The sequence below is a fragment of the Arthrobacter sp. 08Y14 genome (assembly GCF_002929455.1).
Taxonomy (GTDB): Bacteria; Actinomycetota; Actinomycetes; order Actinomycetales; family Micrococcaceae; genus Arthrobacter_B; species Arthrobacter_B sunyaminii.
The window spans coordinates 206,749-222,029 of sequence record NZ_PJIX01000002.1 but is presented as its reverse complement, the minus strand read 5'-3'; the positions used below and the strand labels follow the sequence as shown (position 1 = coordinate 222,029).

At 64.4% G+C, this 15,281-nt stretch carries 15 protein-coding genes; 6 read left to right on the top strand and 9 right to left on the bottom strand.

Annotated features, from left to right (window positions below):
* Positions 1–719 precede the first annotated feature (719 nt).
* Together CXR03_RS07565 and CXR03_RS07560 are read left to right on the top strand one after the other, a co-directional pair.
* Positions 720–1,349 carry a DUF3000 domain-containing protein gene (locus CXR03_RS07565; protein ID WP_104104034.1) on the top strand — a complete coding sequence of 210 codons (630 nt, stop codon included), beginning with the start codon at positions 720–722 and terminating at the stop codon, positions 1,347–1,349.
* Positions 1,350–1,437: 88 nt separating this feature from the next.
* Positions 1,438–2,733 carry a ribonuclease D gene (locus tag CXR03_RS07560; protein ID WP_104103118.1) on the top strand — a complete coding sequence of 432 codons (1,296 nt, stop codon included), beginning with the start codon at positions 1,438–1,440 and terminating at the stop codon, positions 2,731–2,733.
* Positions 2,734–2,835: 102 nt separating this feature from the next.
* Here CXR03_RS07560 and CXR03_RS07555 read toward each other — a convergent pair whose 3' ends face one another.
* The gene (locus CXR03_RS07555) at positions 2,836–4,662 is read right to left on the bottom strand and encodes an immune inhibitor A (protein ID WP_258073549.1); all 1,827 of its coding nucleotides are present in this window, start codon (positions 4,660–4,662) and stop codon (positions 2,836–2,838) included.
* 232 nt (positions 4,663–4,894) lie between these two features.
* Between CXR03_RS07555 and CXR03_RS07550 the strand changes: the two genes are divergently transcribed.
* The 4 genes from CXR03_RS07550 (at position 4,895) to CXR03_RS07535 (ending at position 6,958) form a co-directional block, all read left to right on the top strand.
* Positions 4,895–5,326, top strand: a complete 432-nt coding sequence (locus CXR03_RS07550; RefSeq protein WP_104103115.1) for a GNAT family N-acetyltransferase — start codon at positions 4,895–4,897, stop codon at positions 5,324–5,326.
* Positions 5,323–5,853 (top strand): hypothetical protein, encoded by a 531-nt coding sequence (locus CXR03_RS07545; protein ID WP_104103113.1) that lies wholly within the window; start codon positions 5,323–5,325, stop codon positions 5,851–5,853. Before CXR03_RS07550 ends, CXR03_RS07545 begins: the two co-directional genes overlap by 4 nt.
* On the top strand, positions 5,850–6,350 hold the full coding sequence (locus CXR03_RS07540; protein ID WP_104103112.1) for an NfeD family protein: 501 nt from the start codon (positions 5,850–5,852) through the stop codon (positions 6,348–6,350). Before CXR03_RS07545 ends, CXR03_RS07540 begins: the two co-directional genes overlap by 4 nt.
* 173 nt (positions 6,351–6,523) lie before the next feature.
* Positions 6,524–6,958 (top strand): SRPBCC domain-containing protein, encoded by a 435-nt coding sequence (locus tag CXR03_RS07535; protein WP_104103110.1) that lies wholly within the window; start codon positions 6,524–6,526, stop codon positions 6,956–6,958.
* Between the two features lie 18 nt (positions 6,959–6,976).
* On the opposite strand, the gene CXR03_RS07530 is transcribed toward CXR03_RS07535, so the two are convergent.
* The 8 genes from CXR03_RS07530 to CXR03_RS07500 all read right to left on the bottom strand — a co-directional run bounded on the left by CXR03_RS07530 (position 6,977) and on the right by CXR03_RS07500 (position 15,122).
* Complete coding sequence (locus CXR03_RS07530) at positions 6,977–8,773, bottom strand: bifunctional UDP-sugar hydrolase/5'-nucleotidase (protein ID WP_104103109.1); 1,797 nt, start codon at positions 8,771–8,773, stop codon at positions 6,977–6,979.
* Positions 8,774–8,928: 155 nt separating this feature from the next.
* On the bottom strand, positions 8,929–9,456 hold the full coding sequence (locus CXR03_RS07525) for a GNAT family N-acetyltransferase (RefSeq protein ID WP_104103107.1): 528 nt from the start codon (positions 9,454–9,456) through the stop codon (positions 8,929–8,931).
* Complete coding sequence (locus CXR03_RS07520; RefSeq protein WP_258073615.1) at positions 9,453–9,998, bottom strand: GNAT family N-acetyltransferase; 546 nt, start codon at positions 9,996–9,998, stop codon at positions 9,453–9,455. Before CXR03_RS07520 ends, CXR03_RS07525 begins: the two co-directional genes overlap by 4 nt.
* 97 nt (positions 9,999–10,095) lie before the next feature.
* The gene (gene uvrA, locus CXR03_RS07515) at positions 10,096–12,651 is read right to left on the bottom strand and encodes an excinuclease ABC subunit UvrA (protein ID WP_104103104.1); all 2,556 of its coding nucleotides are present in this window, start codon (positions 12,649–12,651) and stop codon (positions 10,096–10,098) included.
* A gap of 57 nt (positions 12,652–12,708) precedes the next feature.
* On the bottom strand, positions 12,709–13,416 hold the full coding sequence (locus tag CXR03_RS07510) for a hypothetical protein (RefSeq protein ID WP_146070471.1): 708 nt from the start codon (positions 13,414–13,416) through the stop codon (positions 12,709–12,711).
* Between the two features lie 220 nt (positions 13,417–13,636).
* Positions 13,637–14,443: a class I SAM-dependent methyltransferase gene (locus CXR03_RS07505; protein ID WP_181034523.1), complete on the bottom strand. Its 807-nt coding sequence runs from the start codon at positions 14,441–14,443 to the stop codon at positions 13,637–13,639.
* Positions 14,368–14,574: a hypothetical protein gene (locus CXR03_RS18265; RefSeq protein ID WP_181034522.1), complete on the bottom strand. Its 207-nt coding sequence runs from the start codon at positions 14,572–14,574 to the stop codon at positions 14,368–14,370. The genes CXR03_RS07505 and CXR03_RS18265 overlap by 76 nt, the downstream gene beginning before the upstream one ends.
* A gap of 152 nt (positions 14,575–14,726) precedes the next feature.
* Complete coding sequence (locus tag CXR03_RS07500; RefSeq protein ID WP_104103099.1) at positions 14,727–15,122, bottom strand: hypothetical protein; 396 nt, start codon at positions 15,120–15,122, stop codon at positions 14,727–14,729.
* Positions 15,123–15,281 lie beyond the last annotated feature (159 nt).

Sequence of the window (15,281 nt, the reverse complement as noted above, 5' to 3'; positions counted from 1 at the left end):
CCCCTATTAGTATGTCTTCATGGGTTCAGGAAATTTCGGTACATCTTTGAATGGGAAGGTTGTCCGCACCCGGAAAAGGAAGCTGCAGTCAAACAGCACCCCGTGCCCCGAGTGCGGAGCGGGGAAGGGCCAACCTTGCTTCACAAACGTTCCCGGCCGTGGGCTGAGGAACCGGTCCAAGACTCACCGGGCGGAAGCTGAGCGCAAACGTAAGCAGGCCTTAGCTCCGAACCCGCCCGAGAAGAAGCCGGTGGATAACGGCAAGGGCCTTGGCCCGCTCATTCGCGTGTATCCGAAGCGTCTGCGGCTTGATAGAACGCCACGGCTGGAAGAGGGGCAGGCGTACGTCACCGGGGATCGCTCCCGATATCACCTGAACTGGTGCACCGACGTTGCCCTGCAATGGTCAGAGGACCCGCAGGAGCTCTTCCTCATCGAAGTGTCCACGGCTGGCCGGCGGACCCCATGTGGCATCTGCACCGTAACTGCGCAGTGATGCAGAGTACCGTCGAACGGGGCAACGCGGTGCATTTCGGCTTCAAGCATGTCCGGAACCCGTATGCCTGTATCCGTGTGCTCTGTTACACCCCGGAGAAGTGCCACGTCCCTCGCCCTGAGCATGACCGGACGACTAGGCTGGGCAGATAACAAAAGGGACACTTCGGCGAGCCTGAACCTTTGCCCGAGGTCTGCGCCAGTAACCTGCGAAGGTGAGTGCAATCGGTGACTTATCACAAGTACCCCCAGACTTCCTGAAAGCCCTCGGTTCGCTGCGGCGCGCCCGGTGCCGCCCTGAGCTGCATCTGAACGAGATCCCGGCACCGGCCCGGTTGGCGCCTTTTGCGGTGTCGCTGGGTGCGGAGATACTCGCGAGTGGACCGCTGGCACGTGCTGAGGGCCTCGGCCACGGCCCGTCCGGAATCGTCATTCCGGAACAAACCGAGCTGGCCACCGGCCGCTTTATCCTCCTGCATGACCCCGAGGGGTCCGCCGTATGGAACGGAACGTTCCGGATTGTTACCTATATCCGGGCCGAACTGGAACCGGATATGGGCAACGATGAACTTGTCGGCTCAGTCGCCTGGACGTGGCTCGTGGAAGCCCTGCAGGAACACCATGCCGGATACTCCAACGCCGGCGGCACCGCCACCCGAATCCTCTCGGAAAGCTACGGAACACTCGCCGGCCGGGGCGATGCCATTGATATTGAGCTGCGTGCCTCCTGGACACCGGATTCCGCCGATGTGCAGGAGCATTTGGAAGCCTGGTCGGACATGGTCTGCACCTTTGCCGGGCTTCCTCCCCTGCCCGAGGGTGTCACTCCGTTGCCCAGGGTGCGCCGAAGCTAGGGCAACACGCCCAGAATTGGACACCCCGAACCAGGCGGGGGCGCCCGTGTCACTGCGGCACCGCCGGACTCGATAGACTGAAGGTCTTATGACCGCGCAGATACCCGGCTCCCCCGTCCACACCCCTTCCGCTGACCCGAATGACGAGCCGGTTGAGCTCCCGCTGCTGGAGGCACCAAGAGACGGGGTGCCCCTGGTCATCGACACTCCCCGCGGACTGGAACGGGCTGCCAGGGCTCTCGCCGCCGGCACCGGACCCGCAGCCGTCGACGCTGAACGCGCTTCCGGCTTCCGCTACGGCCAGCGCGCTTTCCTGGTCCAGATTCGCCGTGAAGGCGCCGGCACGTGGCTGATTGATCCGGAACCGTTCGACAACCTGGATATCATCAACGACGCCCTGCAGGGCGTGGAATGGATTCTGCACGCAGCCACCCAGGACCTGCCCTGCCTTTCGGAACTGGGCATGTGGCCGGACAAGCTTTTCGACACGGAACTCGCCGCACGTCTTGCGGGACTGCCGCGCGTCGGCCTGGCCGCGGTGATTGAGAACCTGCTCGGTTTTACCCTGGCAAAGGAGCACTCGGCCGCCGACTGGTCCACCCGCCCGCTGCCCGAGCCGTGGCTGCGCTACGCCGCCCTGGACGTTGAGGTCCTCGCCGAGCTTCGCATTGAACTGATCAAGGTGCTCGACGACGCCGGGAAACTCACCTTCGCGGAGCAGGAGTTTGAAGCGATCCGGACGGCACCGCCGTCGGCGCCTCGTGTGGACCCGTGGCGCCGCACCAGCGGCATGCACCAGTTGCGTGACCGCCGGCAGCTGGCCGTCGTCCGCGAACTGTGGACCGAGCGCGAGCACCTGGCCGAGAACCGGGACACCGCCCCGGGCCGGCTCATCCCGGACTCCGCTATTGTGGCGGCCGCACGGGCCATGCCCACCACCGTGCCGCAGTTGCTGGGCACCCCGGGCTTCCACGGCCGCGCCGCACAGAAGGAAGCACCGCGCTGGCTGCGCTGCATTTCCGCCGGCCGGTCCAGCACCGACCTGCCACCGCTGCACATCCCCACCCACGCACCGCCACCCCCGCGGGTGTGGGCCAAAAATGATCCGGAGGCAGCGGCACGCCTGCAAACCGCAAAACCGCGGCTGGCTGCCGTAGCCGAGCAGCTGAACCTGCCCCTCGAGAATCTGCTGACTCCCGACACCCTTCGCCGGGTGGCCTGGCGTCCTCCGGCGCAGATCAACCTGGATTCGATCAGCTCTGCGCTGCGGGACCTGGGCGCACGCCAGTGGCAAATTGAGCAAACGGCTGCAGTGCTTACCGTCGCCTTCCTTGATCCGGACCCGCTGGTGGAAAAGGAAAAAGACAGCGCCGGCTCCCGCTAGTGCGAAGACAGCAGGGACCGGAGGAAACCCTCCGGTCCCTGCTGTATTGGTGCTGCAAAACGAGCTCAGCGGACGGGGCCGCGGGGCTCGGCATGCCGGCAGTTAGTTGACCTTAATGGTCATCATTCCCTTGGGGTTGCTCTGGACCACCTTGATGGTGGTTCCGGTTCCGGCCACCACAACGCTGCCCTGCGGATTTGCCGGGTCATAGTAGGCGTTCGGGTTGCTGTCGTTGAACACGGCAACGCCTGGCCGCGACGGCACGTTCAGCGTTCTCACCCCGGCCGCCGTTTCGCGGTGCAGCAGAATCGGATCCGTGGCTTCCTTGCCGAACGTTGCATCAAAGCTCTGGATGCGGTTGCGGGCCACAACGCCGTCAGAGAATTTCAGCGCCTGAGGCCGTGCGTCCACCGGGAGAACCAAGCCGGCACCGGGATGCTGGCTCGTGTTGTTGTTGCGCTGCCCGGCGTTCCAATAGGTCACCAGGAGTCCGTTTTGGTACGGGAAGTGCTCCACCCGGTCCGGAGAGCTGAGTGCCCAGCCGAAGTTGTAGGGCCCGGTCTCCAAGGTGGCGTCATACCCGACGTACTGGCGGTTCTCCGCGATGTAGTACCGTCCGTTGCCGTTGGCGTCCCGCGGGAGGGTAACCACCACGGCCTGCTGTTTCTTGGTGGCGTGGTAGGACGGGCCGAGCATATGTGTGGATTTCTCGCCCGCGGCGGCCACATCGTAGTCCAGCCAGCCCATCTGCAGCTTTTCCCAGGCACCCATGTGGTTGGGGGTGGAGCCAATGGAGTCTTCACCGCGTCCGAGCCAGGAGCCGGAGCTCATGAGGGTCCAGAAGCCGGTTCCGTTGTCCCCGCCTGCGGTGTCGTATAGATCGGGCAGGCCAAGGTCATGGCCGTATTCGTGGGCGAAAACACCCAGGCCGCCGTTTTCCGGTTCGGTGGTGTAATCGCGGATCCACACCTTGGAGTCCCCGATCCGGATTCCGCCATAGAGATTGGCAGCGGGACCCTGAGTTCCCCTGCCAGCCTGACCCACGGACCAGCGGTGCGACCATATGGTGGATTCCGCCGCCCCGGCTTCTTCACCCTCGCCGGCGTGGATAGCCTGGAAGTGGTCAATGTAGCCGTCGGGCTCATCGAAGTTGCCGTTCTTGTTGTAGTCGTAGCGATCCCACTGGTCGAAGCCGGCCAGATAGGCGTCGATGTCCGCAGCGCTCTTGCCGGCGGCAATCTGCCCGTCGTACCAGGCATCAGCGGCATCCTGCACAAAGCGGGTCATATCCGCCTGGGATTCGGTCTGGCCGTAGCTCGCGGTGTTGTAGGGCACGGTCACCCAGTCGCTGACGTCACCGTCCACTGTGTAGCGGCCGCTGGACATCTCCTCGTACAGGGTCTTCAGGGATTCGCCCTGCGGGTTGAAGAACATGTCCATGTAATGCTCGCGGTCGAACTCCGGGAGCCAATAGGTGGAGTTGTCCGCACTGCGGTTGGGCTGCGGGATCTGGTTATGCAGCGGCCCGGGAGCGGAATCCGGGAACCGCGGGTCCACCTGGTCGCCGAACTCAATCAGGAAGGACAGAATCTGGTCGCTGTCTTCCAGTCCGTACTCCGCCCACTGACCCGGGGCCACCTGGACGGCCTTGGAGCCGCCGCGGTTCTGGACCGGCGCTTCGCCGCGGACGACCTTTTCCACTGCCTGCTGGTTCAGGGCACGCCGTTCGTCTGCGGCGGCATCGGGACGGTCATCGGTTTTTCCGGGACTGCCGTTGGCTCCCGGGGCTCCGGCAAAGGTCCCGCCGTCCCCTGCGTCCGGCTGGGAAGGCGGAGCTGCCACAGCCGCCAAGGGAGAGAGCAAAAGAACGCTGCTGACGGCCAGCACGGCTGCCTTCCGCGCATTCCTGCGCTTGTTTCGACGAATCAAGTGATCCCCTTAGAACAAAACTTCACGGGTGGAAGTGAGATGGGATAAAGGTAAGGCCCGTTTGAATTAGCGCGGAAACAACATCCACAGCGATTGGCTATTTAGGAGAAACGAAGGGAAATATCCATTGGACCCCTTTCTAAAATGTCGTGAACCCTGTAGTGGGAGAGACAATGCGGATTACAGGTGGAATTCCGTGGCCTTTGGCTCGGCGTACAGATAGGCTCTTGCCGTGCCCAGACTCGAATACGCCGCCGGACCCGATCTGCCGCTGAACGACGTCGTGCGGCTGTACGACTCGGTGGGCTGGAGTGCCTACACCAAAGACCCGGGCAACCTGGCCGCTGCCCTCGCGGGTTCCACGCTGCTGGCGGCCGCCCGCGACGGCGTTGACTTGGTGGGCCTGGCCCGGATCATTTCAGACGGTCACTCGATTTGTTACCTGCAGGACGTCCTCGTTGATCCCCGGCACCAGCGAACCGGGCTGGGCAGGCGCCTGGTCGAATTTGTCCTGGCGCCGTACGCCCACGTGCGGCAAAAGGTGTTGCTCACGGATACCGAGCCCGGCCAGAAGGCATTCTACGAATCCCTTGGCTACCGGCAGGCAGGCGGTGACGCCGGCGGCGGATTGCCGCTGCGGGCATTCGTCCGGTTCGATGCATGAAACAGTCCACGCAGCGCGAAGCCGCCGTTGTGCTGCTGTTTACAGCCGCCGCGGGTGTGGTGTTGATTGTCCGCGGCAATGACACCGCGGCCTGGGTGTTTTGTGCGTACTGTTTCGTCTTGGCACTGATGCACATCCGCCGGGAGCGCCGGACCGGGCGCCGTTATGCGGAAAGGAACCAGTTCGAATGCCGGGTCCGGCCGCCCGCTGCTGCGTCCCGGCCGCGGTGGGTGCGTGCACTGGCAACTCCGTATCCGGATTGGCTGACCCTGCAGCCTCTGTCCGGCGGCACACGGGCCGGCGATGACCCGCTGGTGGCGCGAACCTCCGATTTCGCGGGGATGCGCAAGGCCTCACTTTCCGAATCCCTGTTCCGGTTCAACCCAGGCTGGCGCGTGGCATCCTTTCACCGCGACGGCGGCGAATTCCTGATTGCCGCCCCGCCCGCCTTCCTGACGTCATTTACCGGACCCGCCTCTTCTCGCCGCCCGCAGCACAGCTCTCAAACACCGGAGGACAACCAATGATCTGGGCCATTTTCCCCGTGGCGTGGGGGCTCGGAATGTGGGTCCTTCTCAGCAACATCATAAAGGGCCACGGCTATTACCCGCCCTCATGGTGGTGGACCACCCTGCCGTTCAGCATCTTCGGTTTCATGGCTGCCGCGCCAACACGGTCCGCAGTCGCCGGCGTCGCTGTCGGTTCACTTGCTGCCACTGCCGTACATCTCTGGGCCTCGGCCCGCATCAGTAAAAGGTATCTGGGGGCGGCGGAAGTCTCTTCCTATCTGGGAAGGCAAGGCACTGTCACCAAGCCACTTACGAGCCTCGACTACGGGAGAATTAATATGGAAGGCCGGGTCGAAATCGAGGCAGGCCGCATTGTTTATGCCATAACTATAGGAAAAACAGGAAAAGTGGCGCTGCCCAAGGGTACCCGGGTCCGGATTGTCGGCACCACTCCCGGCGACAGGGCCATTGTTGAGCCGGTCGAGAACTTTACCGACGGCTATCTGCTGCACTAGCGACAAACTGCAATCACCGGCATAACAATCCTGCATACTGCGCTGGCGCCGGGCGGCCCGCTGACCTAGTCTCGGCGCACCCGGTCAGGTTACTGCGTTCCTTTCCTCCGGTCTCCGATTCTGGGCCCCCTGCACTTCGGGGGGTCCCTTCACTGTTTGGAAAGGTTGCCGTCATGCCATCCGCCGCGTCCACAGAAACCATTTATTCCACGGCCCTGGCCTGCCCGCCCGAGGACGTGTGGCGCGCTCTGACGGCCTCCAATGTTCCGCGCAGCTGGATGTGGGATTCCAGTCTGCGCGGAACCATGGAGCCGGGCAGTGACTATGCCCTGCACGCCGACGGTAATAACCTCATCGTCGGATCCGTCGAAGAGGCCGACGCCCCGTACCGGCTTGTCCTGACTTTTGACGCCCGGTGGGATGACCGGGTTGCTGATGAGCCCGCCGGTGAGTTGGAGTACCTCATCACACCGACGGGCGAACGGGAATGCATGTTTAGCGTCCGGCTGTCGGGGCTGACCGGCGCCACCGCCGCTGCCGTGGAGCAGGACACCCCTGAGCTGTACTCCCGGTTTAAAACCTGGTTGGAGCAGAGCGACGCCGGCTGAGGGAAGATTCCCGGCAGCTTAGTCGAAGACGGGCACGCCGCCGCGCACCAAACGCCAGTTGTTCTCAGCGAAGTCCGCCGGGTCAACGGTGCCCTGAGCCACCACGTAGTCGATGAGCAGCTGGCGGATTTCCGTCTGCTGATTCACCAGGACGGGCGCCGTGGAGATGTGAGGGAAGTTGCCGCCGCCGGACTGCCGGTAGTTGTTGGTGGCTACGGCAAACCGCTGCGCCGGATCCACCGGAGCACCGTTGAAGCTCAGGTTGACGATGCGCTCTCCCACCGGACGGCTGATGTCGATGTCATAGTCAACGCCGGACATCATGTCGTAGTTGTAGTCAGGAGTGCCGTCTGCGTTGGTCAGGGTGGCCGGATCCACCGGGGCGCCCGGCTCCGTCTGGACGAAGTACTTCGCCGAATACTCCAGGTACTCCTTGATCTGCGCACCCGTCATTTCGACACCAAAGAGGGTGTTGGGGAAGACATACAGCCCGGCCAGGTCACGGATGGTCACCGGACCGGCGGGGATTTCCGCGGTGCGGCTGAAGGGCGCCACCAGCGACAGCACCGGCAGATCGGCGTTGGGTCCGCCGTCGAGCGCCCGGTCCACGGCAGAGGCCTGAACCGAACCCACAAAATCCATGACGGCTGTGTCGCGGTAGCGCGACTCCGCCGCAGGCATGGATTCGGTGGCGGTCCCGATGGGCGTATTGACGTAGTCAATGACCCGCTGGTGCTGTTCGGCCACCAGCTTGGAGATTTCGGGATCCGCCTCAACGGTGTTGGCGTTCAGCAGCGATGCCGACGCCGAGACCACGTCCCACTGGCCGCGCACCTTCTTCAGTTCAAAGTCCATGACGGACAGGCGCATGCCCCAGTTCAACGGCTCGGTCAGCAGCACCTGGTCACCGGTGACCTTGTTCGTCACGAAGCGTTCCGGAATTTCCTGATGGGCGTGTCCCACCAGGACGGCGTCGATGCCGGGCACTGTTTCAGCCAGCTGGGTGGAGGCGTTCTCCAGCGGCAGCTCGGGCCCGTAGGAGGAGGTCCCCGACGTTCCGGAGTGGGCACTGACCACCACCACGTCCGCTCCGCGTGCCTTCATTTGCGGCACGTACTTCTGTGCCTGCTCCACAATGCCCGGGAACTTGAGCTTCCCGTCAACGTTATTTTTGTCCCAAATGGCCACCCCGGGGTTGGTGAGACCCAGAATGCCGACCTTCACGGGTTTGTAGCCCTTGGTCTTCACCGTTTTGATGATGTACGGGGTGAATGCCGGCTTGCCGGACGTTGCATCCACTGCATTTGCGCCCAGCAGCGGGAAATCCAGCTGGCTTTCAAACTTCCGCAACAGATCGAGTCCATAGTTGAATTCGTGGTTGCCCAGCGCCGCTGCGTCATAATCCATCGCGTTCATGGCCGCAGCCATGGGGTGGATTTCCCCGGTTTCGGTAATGGGTTCCGTGTTGGCGAAGTAATCCGTCAGTGAGGTGCCCTGGATGGTGTCACCGGCGTCAATCAGCAGTGTGGATGCACTGCCCCGGTCAGCCCGGATTGTGTCCACGAGGGTGGAGATCTTGGCCAGTCCGACGTCGTTGGACGCGGCGTCGTCGTACTCGCCGTCCTTGAAGTAATCCCAGTTCTCGATGTAGCCGTGCAGGTCCGAAGTGCCCAGGACCGTGACGGAGGTTGTCTGGTCCTTGCCGCCGTGGTGCGGGGGCTTGGCTGCAGCCGGGGTCATTGAAACAAATGTCAGTGCGATGGCGGCGGTGACTGCGGTGGCAGCACCCCGCCGTCGGGCGAATGGAAACAGCATTGTTAACAGCTCCTCATAGTGCGTGCGGTATCCCCCTCAGGCACCCTTGCAGGTGTCGGTGCAATTCGGGAACAGGCGCAACGAAAAGAGCCGCTGATTTCCACAGATGACGGTGCTGGACCTGCTGAACATGTTGCGCTTTTCTACCGGCTCCATTAATGCGTGCGCATTGCGCCGTCGTCCCAGCGTTCCTCGCCGTCCTCATCGATCAGCCCGGTTGCTGCCAGCCCAAGTTTCCGTGCGACGGCCGCTGAGGCACGGTTTTCGGGATGGATGAAGGCGGCGACCGGTCCGGGGGCGTGGATCCGAAGCCAGCCCAGCATCGCCCGGGCTGCCGCCGTGGCTGTGCCCCTGCCTTGGAACGCCTCGCCCACCACCCACGCAACATACGACGTCGGCCCGTCCGTTTCCTGCGACACCGTCGCTTGAACAAAGCCGCACGCCGCGCCGTTGTCCCGGATGATCCAGTTCAGCCAGATCTCCCGCCTGTCCGGTGATCCGCCAACGGTTTGGGCGGCGTACCGTCGTGCCAGTTCCTCCGCTGTCGGCGCCGCGCCGCCGATGTACCGGTAAAGGGCCGTCCCCGCGAGCACGTCAGCCATTTCAGCTGCGTGCTGGACACCCAGCGGTTCCAGCACCAGGCGAGGCGTGGTGATCAATGCGGGCCGGAGTGCCGGGATCATTTGGCCGCCTCGAGGATCCGCTGGAACAGAAGGTGGTCCTGCCATCGGCCGGCGATTTTCAGATATCGGGGAGCAAGACCGATCTGCGCGAACCCGGATTTGTCCAGAATCCGCTGCGAGCCGGCATTGTGCAGCAGGGTCGCGGCTTGGATCCGGTGCAGGCCCAAGTGTTCCCGTGCCGTTTCGACGACGGCGGTCACGCCGGCGGTGCCAAGGCCCCGTCCGGCGTATTCCCCGTCGATCCAGTAGCCGAGATTCGCGGAGAGGAACGGTCCGCGGACAATACCGGTCAGTGTGATGGTTCCGATGATCCGTTCACCGTCGGCAAGGACCCAGGGCACTTCACTCCCCGCCTGAAACAGCGCCAGCTTGGCGTCGATGACGGAGCGCTGGCCTTCCTCGGTGAAGAAGCTGTCCGGACGCAGCGGCTCCCAGGGAGCCAGGTAGTTCCGGTTCCGCTGGTAGGCAGCTGCGAGAGCGGGAGCGTCTTCGGGACACACGACGACCAGCCGGATGCCGTCGGGCAGGGTGATGGCAGGCAGGGCCTGCGGGTCGGTAAGCACGTCACAGCCTAACCCGAACCCCATCCGCCTGAGTCAGTGGCCGGGCACCCCCGCGCCCTTGTCCTGCCCCCGCGCCCTATCCCAGCGTCTTGAGCGCCGCAGTGAGGTACGGAGCGGTGCGGCTGGCGCCGCACGCGGCGACCTCGGCCGGCGTACCCGCACAGATGATCCGGCCGCCGGCGTCGCCGCCGGAGGGTCCCATGTCGATCACCCAGTCCGCGGCGGCCACCACGTTCATGGAATGTTCCACCACCACCACGGTGTTGCCCGCGTCCACGAGCCGGTTCAGCTGGGCCAGCAGCAGGCGCACATCCTGGGGATGCAGGCCGGTCGTGGGCTCGTCGAGCAGGTACAGGGTGTGGCCGCGGCGGGCACGCTGCAGCTCGGTGGCGAGCTTGATGCGCTGGGCCTCGCCGCCGGAGAGTTCAGTGGCCGGCTGGCCCAGACGAAGGTACCCCAGGCCGACGTCGAGCAGCGTCTGCAGGCTCCGCGCCGCTGCAGGGACGTCCGCCAGGAATTCGGCAGCGGTTTCCACCCTCATGCCCAGCACATCGGCGATGTTCTTGCCGCGGTAGGTGACTTCCAGCGTCTCGTCGTTGTACCGCGCACCGTGGCACTGCGGGCAGGGACCGTAGGTGCCGGGCAGGAACAGCAGTTCGACGGCGAGGAAGCCTTCACCCTGGCAGGTGGGGCAGCGTCCACTGGCCACGTTGAAGGAGAAACGGCCTGCGGTGTAGCCGCGGGCCTTGGCCTCGTCGGTGCCGGCGTAGAGCTTGCGCACGGCGTCGAAGAGCCCGGTGTAGGTCGCCAGGTTGGAGCGCGGTGTGCGGCCGATGGGACGCTGGTCCACCTTGACCAGGCGGTCCAGGTGCTCCAGCCCGGCAATGTCGCGCACTGTGGCGCCGGGATCGACGTCGTCCTCCAGCTCCGCTTCCGGGTCCTCCGCCTGGTCTGCAGCCGCGGCGGAGGAGCCGTTGACGTGCACGCCCACGGTTTCTGCCAGCACCTGGCTCACCAGGGTGGATTTGCCTGAACCGGAGACACCGGTGACGGCGGTGAGTACGCCCAGCGGAATCTCGGCATCGAGTTCACGCAGGTTGTGCCGGGTGATGCCCTTGAGGTTCAGCCACCGCTCGGGAGTCCGGTCGGCCGATGCGGGTTCCTCGGCTTCCCGGAACAGGAACGGGCGGGTGGCGCTTTCTTCCACGTCCTTCAGCCCCGCCACGGGACCGCTGTAGAGGACAGTGCCGCCGCCGTCGCCGGCTTGGGGTCCCACGTCCACAATCCACTCGGCGCTGCGGACCACATCCATGTTGTGCTCGACGACGAAGACGGAGTTCCCGGCTTCCTTCAGCTCCTGCAGGACGGCCAGCAGGGGTTCGGCGTCGGCGGGATGCAGGCCTGCGGACGGCTCGTCCAGGACATAAATGACGCCGAACAGGCCCGAGCGCAGCTGGGTGGCGATGCGCAGGCGCTGCATCTCACCCGGCGACAGGGTGGGTGTGGACCGGGACAGGCTCAGGTAGCCCAGTCCCAGGTCGATGAGGATCTTGAGCCGGGACAGCAGATCGCGGGTGATGGTGACGGCAACTTCGGTGTCCTCGTTGGAAGCCGCCGACCGCGACGCCGTTCCAGCGGCCTTCAGCTCCGCCGTCGGCCGGATGATCTCCGCCAGCTCACCCAGGGTGGCGCCGTTCAACTCGGCGATGTTCCGGCCGGCAAACGTAACGGCGAGCGCTTCGGGACGCAGGCCCGCTCCGCCGCAGACCGGACACGGCCCGGACACCATAAATTCGAGCACGCGCTTGCGCATCTGCTCGCTGCCGGAATCAGCCAGGGTGTGAAGAACATAGGACTTGGCGCTCCAGAACCGGCCCTTGTACGGCTTGGCGACCCGGTCACGCTGCGGGGTAATCATCACGACTGGCTGTTCCTCAGTGAACAGGATCCAGTCACGGTCCTTCTTGGGCAGCTTCTTCCACGGCACGTCGACGTCGTAGCCCAGCTGGATGAGGATGTCGCGCAGGTTCTTGCCCTGCCAGGCGCCGGGCCAGGCGGCAATGGCGCCGTCGCGGATGCTCAGGTTCGGGTTCGGCACCAGGGAGTCCTCGGTGACGGTGTGGGCGATCCCCAGGCCCGAGCACTCCCGGCAGGCGCCGGCGGCCGTGTTGGGTGAGAATGCGTCCGAGTCCAGGCTCCCCGGTTCAGCATCCGCCGGGTATGTGCCCCCGCGGGAGAAGAGCATGCGCATCGAGTTGGAAAGCGTGGTCAGCGTCCCCACGGTGGAACGTGAACTGGGCGTGCCGCGGCGCTGCTGGAGGGCGACGGCGGGAGGCAGCCCGGTGATCTCCTCCACTTTGGGCGTGTGCCCCTGGGACAGCAGCCGGCGTGCGTACGGGGCCACGGACTCAAAGTAGCGGCGCTGGGCCTCGGCGTAGATGGTGCCGAAGGCCAGTGACGACTTCCCGGATCCGGATATTCCCGTGAAGGCAACGATCGCGTCGCGCGGAATCTCGACGTCGACATTGCGCAGGTTGTTCTCCTGCGCTCCGCGCACACGGACCATGCCATTGGTGCTCACGTCTGTGTTCGCGGCCGGGGCGATTTTTGGGGAGGACTCAGCGATACTCATCCTTCTCAGGTTACCGAGGAGGGCGGCTCGGAACTAAATAATAAGCCTGCTTTCCGCTTAGCGCGTGACGGCGTCCGACAGTGGCACGCGCTCCGAGAGTTGCAGGCTGTCCGGCAGATGCACGCCCTCGGGCAGCTCAGGAGCTTCAAACTTCTGCCGCTCGCACTCGTCGCGCAGCTGTGGGTAGGTGTCCGCGATGAGGTCAAGGATCCGGTTGCGGACGACGAGGTAGGCCTCCCCCACACCCACGACACCCTTGAATTCCTTGAGCTCCTCCTCATAGGAGGTCTGCTTGTGCCGCAGATAGTTTACGGTCAGCCGGTCCAGCCTCGCCTTGGAGGTGTTGCGGCTGGCCGGGGACTGGCTGCGCCGGAGCCTGCTGTTGAAGTGGGCAATGGCTTTGTCCTGCATCTCCTGCCAAGGCTCCGGAACAATGCTCAGTTCCAGCGCCTGCGCCGCCGCAACGGCTTCCTTCTTTTTCGCCAGCGCTCGGGTGCGGGCGGCAATCTGCCGGGTCCGTGATGCTTCCCGGGCTTTTTGATATTCGGGCGTGGCTTCGATGGCCTCGACGCGTTCCAGCGCGTAGAGCTTCATGGGTGCCGCCTTGCGGGAAAACGGATTGCGCGCGGTCTGGTCCGGCTCCGGCAGGAAGGTCTTGATCTGCGTGTCCGTCCAGCCGCGGTCCTTCTTCAGGTCATTGGCAATCAGCATCCCTTCGCTGTTGGCCGGTTTGGGCCGCGGCGGGTGATGTTTTCCTCGGGACAAGGCAGACTCCACATTTCTGAACGTAAGGCGGGGCGGGAACCGATCCATTCTAATGAGCCTGGGGTCTTCGGCCGAAACGGGATTCCGGCGGGCGCCCGGCGTCAGCGACGACACCCGGCTGGAGGCGGAATCCCTCCGTTTCGGGATTCCGCAGCTATTTTGGGGAATTACTGCCGGTCCGCCGTGGCAGCGATTTCCCAAAACGGCCGCGGAATCCCGATCAGACAGTCCGCGCCATGATGATGCGTTCGGGGCTCTCGCCTGTGGCCGAAGAACCGTCCCAGTTGCCCCAGAAACGTTCTATCGTCAGCCCGGCGGCATCGAGTCCCCGAAGAATTGCGGCATCGTCCGGGAACCGAAGGGTTTCGCGCGTGGTGTAGGTCCGGCAGCCGATGGTCCATTCGTCCACATGGGTAACAAGGTCACCGGTCACGGTGGTGTTTTGACGGACTGACCCGCCAGCCATGGGACGGGGTTTGTTGTCATTCCATTGGCGCCATGCCTCGACGGCGGCGTTGCGAATCTCGAAGGCCACCCGTCCGCCGGGCACCAGGGACCGAACAATCTGCCGCAGGACCTCCGCCCACGCGGCGTCGTCGAGGAAATACTGGGCCACATGTCCGGTCATGAAGACGAGGTCGAAAAATGCTGCGGGCAGGTCCGCAGCCGTGCCATGGACCCATTGGACCCGGTCGGCGAGCGGTTGCCGGCGGGCAATGTCGAGCATGGTTTGCTGCGGCTCCACTCCCGTGATCGTCAGCGTCATGCCGGAACCGGCCAGCAAGCTGCAGAACAGTCCGGTGCCGGCGCCGACATCGGCGACCGAGGCAGGGGTCAACTCCCGGACCAGGGCGAGATAAAACGGCAGGTCGGCGCGGCCCTGCGTATCGGCGTCGTAACGCCGGGCGAGCTCCGGCAGGGCGTAGTAGTCCTCACCGCGCCTGATCCCTATCAGCCCCGCCGCCCACGCGCCATAGACCAGAATCCCAGTGCCGTGAGCAGGACACCGGCCGCTATGGAAACCCACAGGGGAAGCCCCTCGCCGTTGCCCATCTGCGGAAGCGTGATAACAAAAACCGCTGCCACGAAGAACCAGATCGCAGGCGAGTCGTTCTTGTCCGCGGCACGCGGGTTCTCCTTGTTCAGGTGCTCACTCACTGCAGATCACCGCCTCTGTTCATATTGCCGTCCACCGGCCCATGTCGGTGCGTGGGCGCATGACCCGGGAGCCTAACAGATGCCTGTGCAAGACGGCGGGGATAAGTTCCAGCAGTAGAAGGCGCAGGAGCGGTCAGCCCTTGAAGGCCCCATCACAAGAGCATCAGGATGAAGCCTCCCAGCGTGCTGGCTATGCCGACCGCAGCCAGCGTCCACCCCACAATGAGCACAGGGTTTTCCTTTCGGGGCTCTTCGAGGCCCCATTTGCCTGGGTGGCAGGCGTCATAGTGCAGGGCAACTTCCTTTCCCGGCTCCAGCCCGCGGGTCTGTTCGGCGGTGTGCAGGGACTGGCGGGGGGTTCCTTCGCCATCGGACCACCGAAGGCCCGTGAATCCTCCGGCTTCAAAGACTTCGGCCGTGGTGCTGATCCATACGCATCTGCGCCTGCCGATGATCCGGCCAATAAGCACCAGCGGAAGGCCTGCGGCGAGACCCGCCCAGCTCAACACTTCCAGGATGGATCCCATCACGTCTGCGGTTTCCGGCATCCTCAGATTTTATGCCCCGGGGATGCCAGTGGTGGCTGCTCCGCACCGGACAGGGACTTCTCCACAGATACTTTCGCCTGCGGCGCGTCGGTGCATTAAACGCCGATGCCGCCAGCTGCCCGGGAGGGCGGCCGGCGGCATCGGATCCATGTCGGTGTC

Excerpts from the sequence above, each read along its gene's own strand:
- CXR03_RS07535 (WP_104103110.1), top strand. The coding sequence starts at position 6,524 with ATGCCATCCGCCGCGTCCACAGAAACCATTTATTCCACGGCCCTGGCC.
- CXR03_RS07525 (WP_104103107.1), bottom strand. The coding sequence starts at position 9,456 with ATGATCCCGGCACTCCGGCCCGCATTGATCACCACGCCTCGCCTGGTG.
- CXR03_RS07545 (WP_104103113.1), top strand. The coding sequence starts at position 5,323 with ATGAAACAGTCCACGCAGCGCGAAGCCGCCGTTGTGCTGCTGTTTACA.
- CXR03_RS07530 (WP_104103109.1), bottom strand. The coding sequence starts at position 8,773 with ATGCTGTTTCCATTCGCCCGACGGCGGGGTGCTGCCACCGCAGTCACC.
- CXR03_RS07560 (WP_104103118.1), top strand. The coding sequence starts at position 1,438 with ATGACCGCGCAGATACCCGGCTCCCCCGTCCACACCCCTTCCGCTGAC.
- CXR03_RS07500 (WP_104103099.1), bottom strand. The coding sequence starts at position 15,122 with ATGCCGGAAACCGCAGACGTGATGGGATCCATCCTGGAAGTGTTGAGC.
- uvrA (WP_104103104.1), bottom strand. The coding sequence starts at position 12,651 with ATGAGTATCGCTGAGTCCTCCCCAAAAATCGCCCCGGCCGCGAACACA.
- CXR03_RS07540 (WP_104103112.1), top strand. The coding sequence starts at position 5,850 with ATGATCTGGGCCATTTTCCCCGTGGCGTGGGGGCTCGGAATGTGGGTC.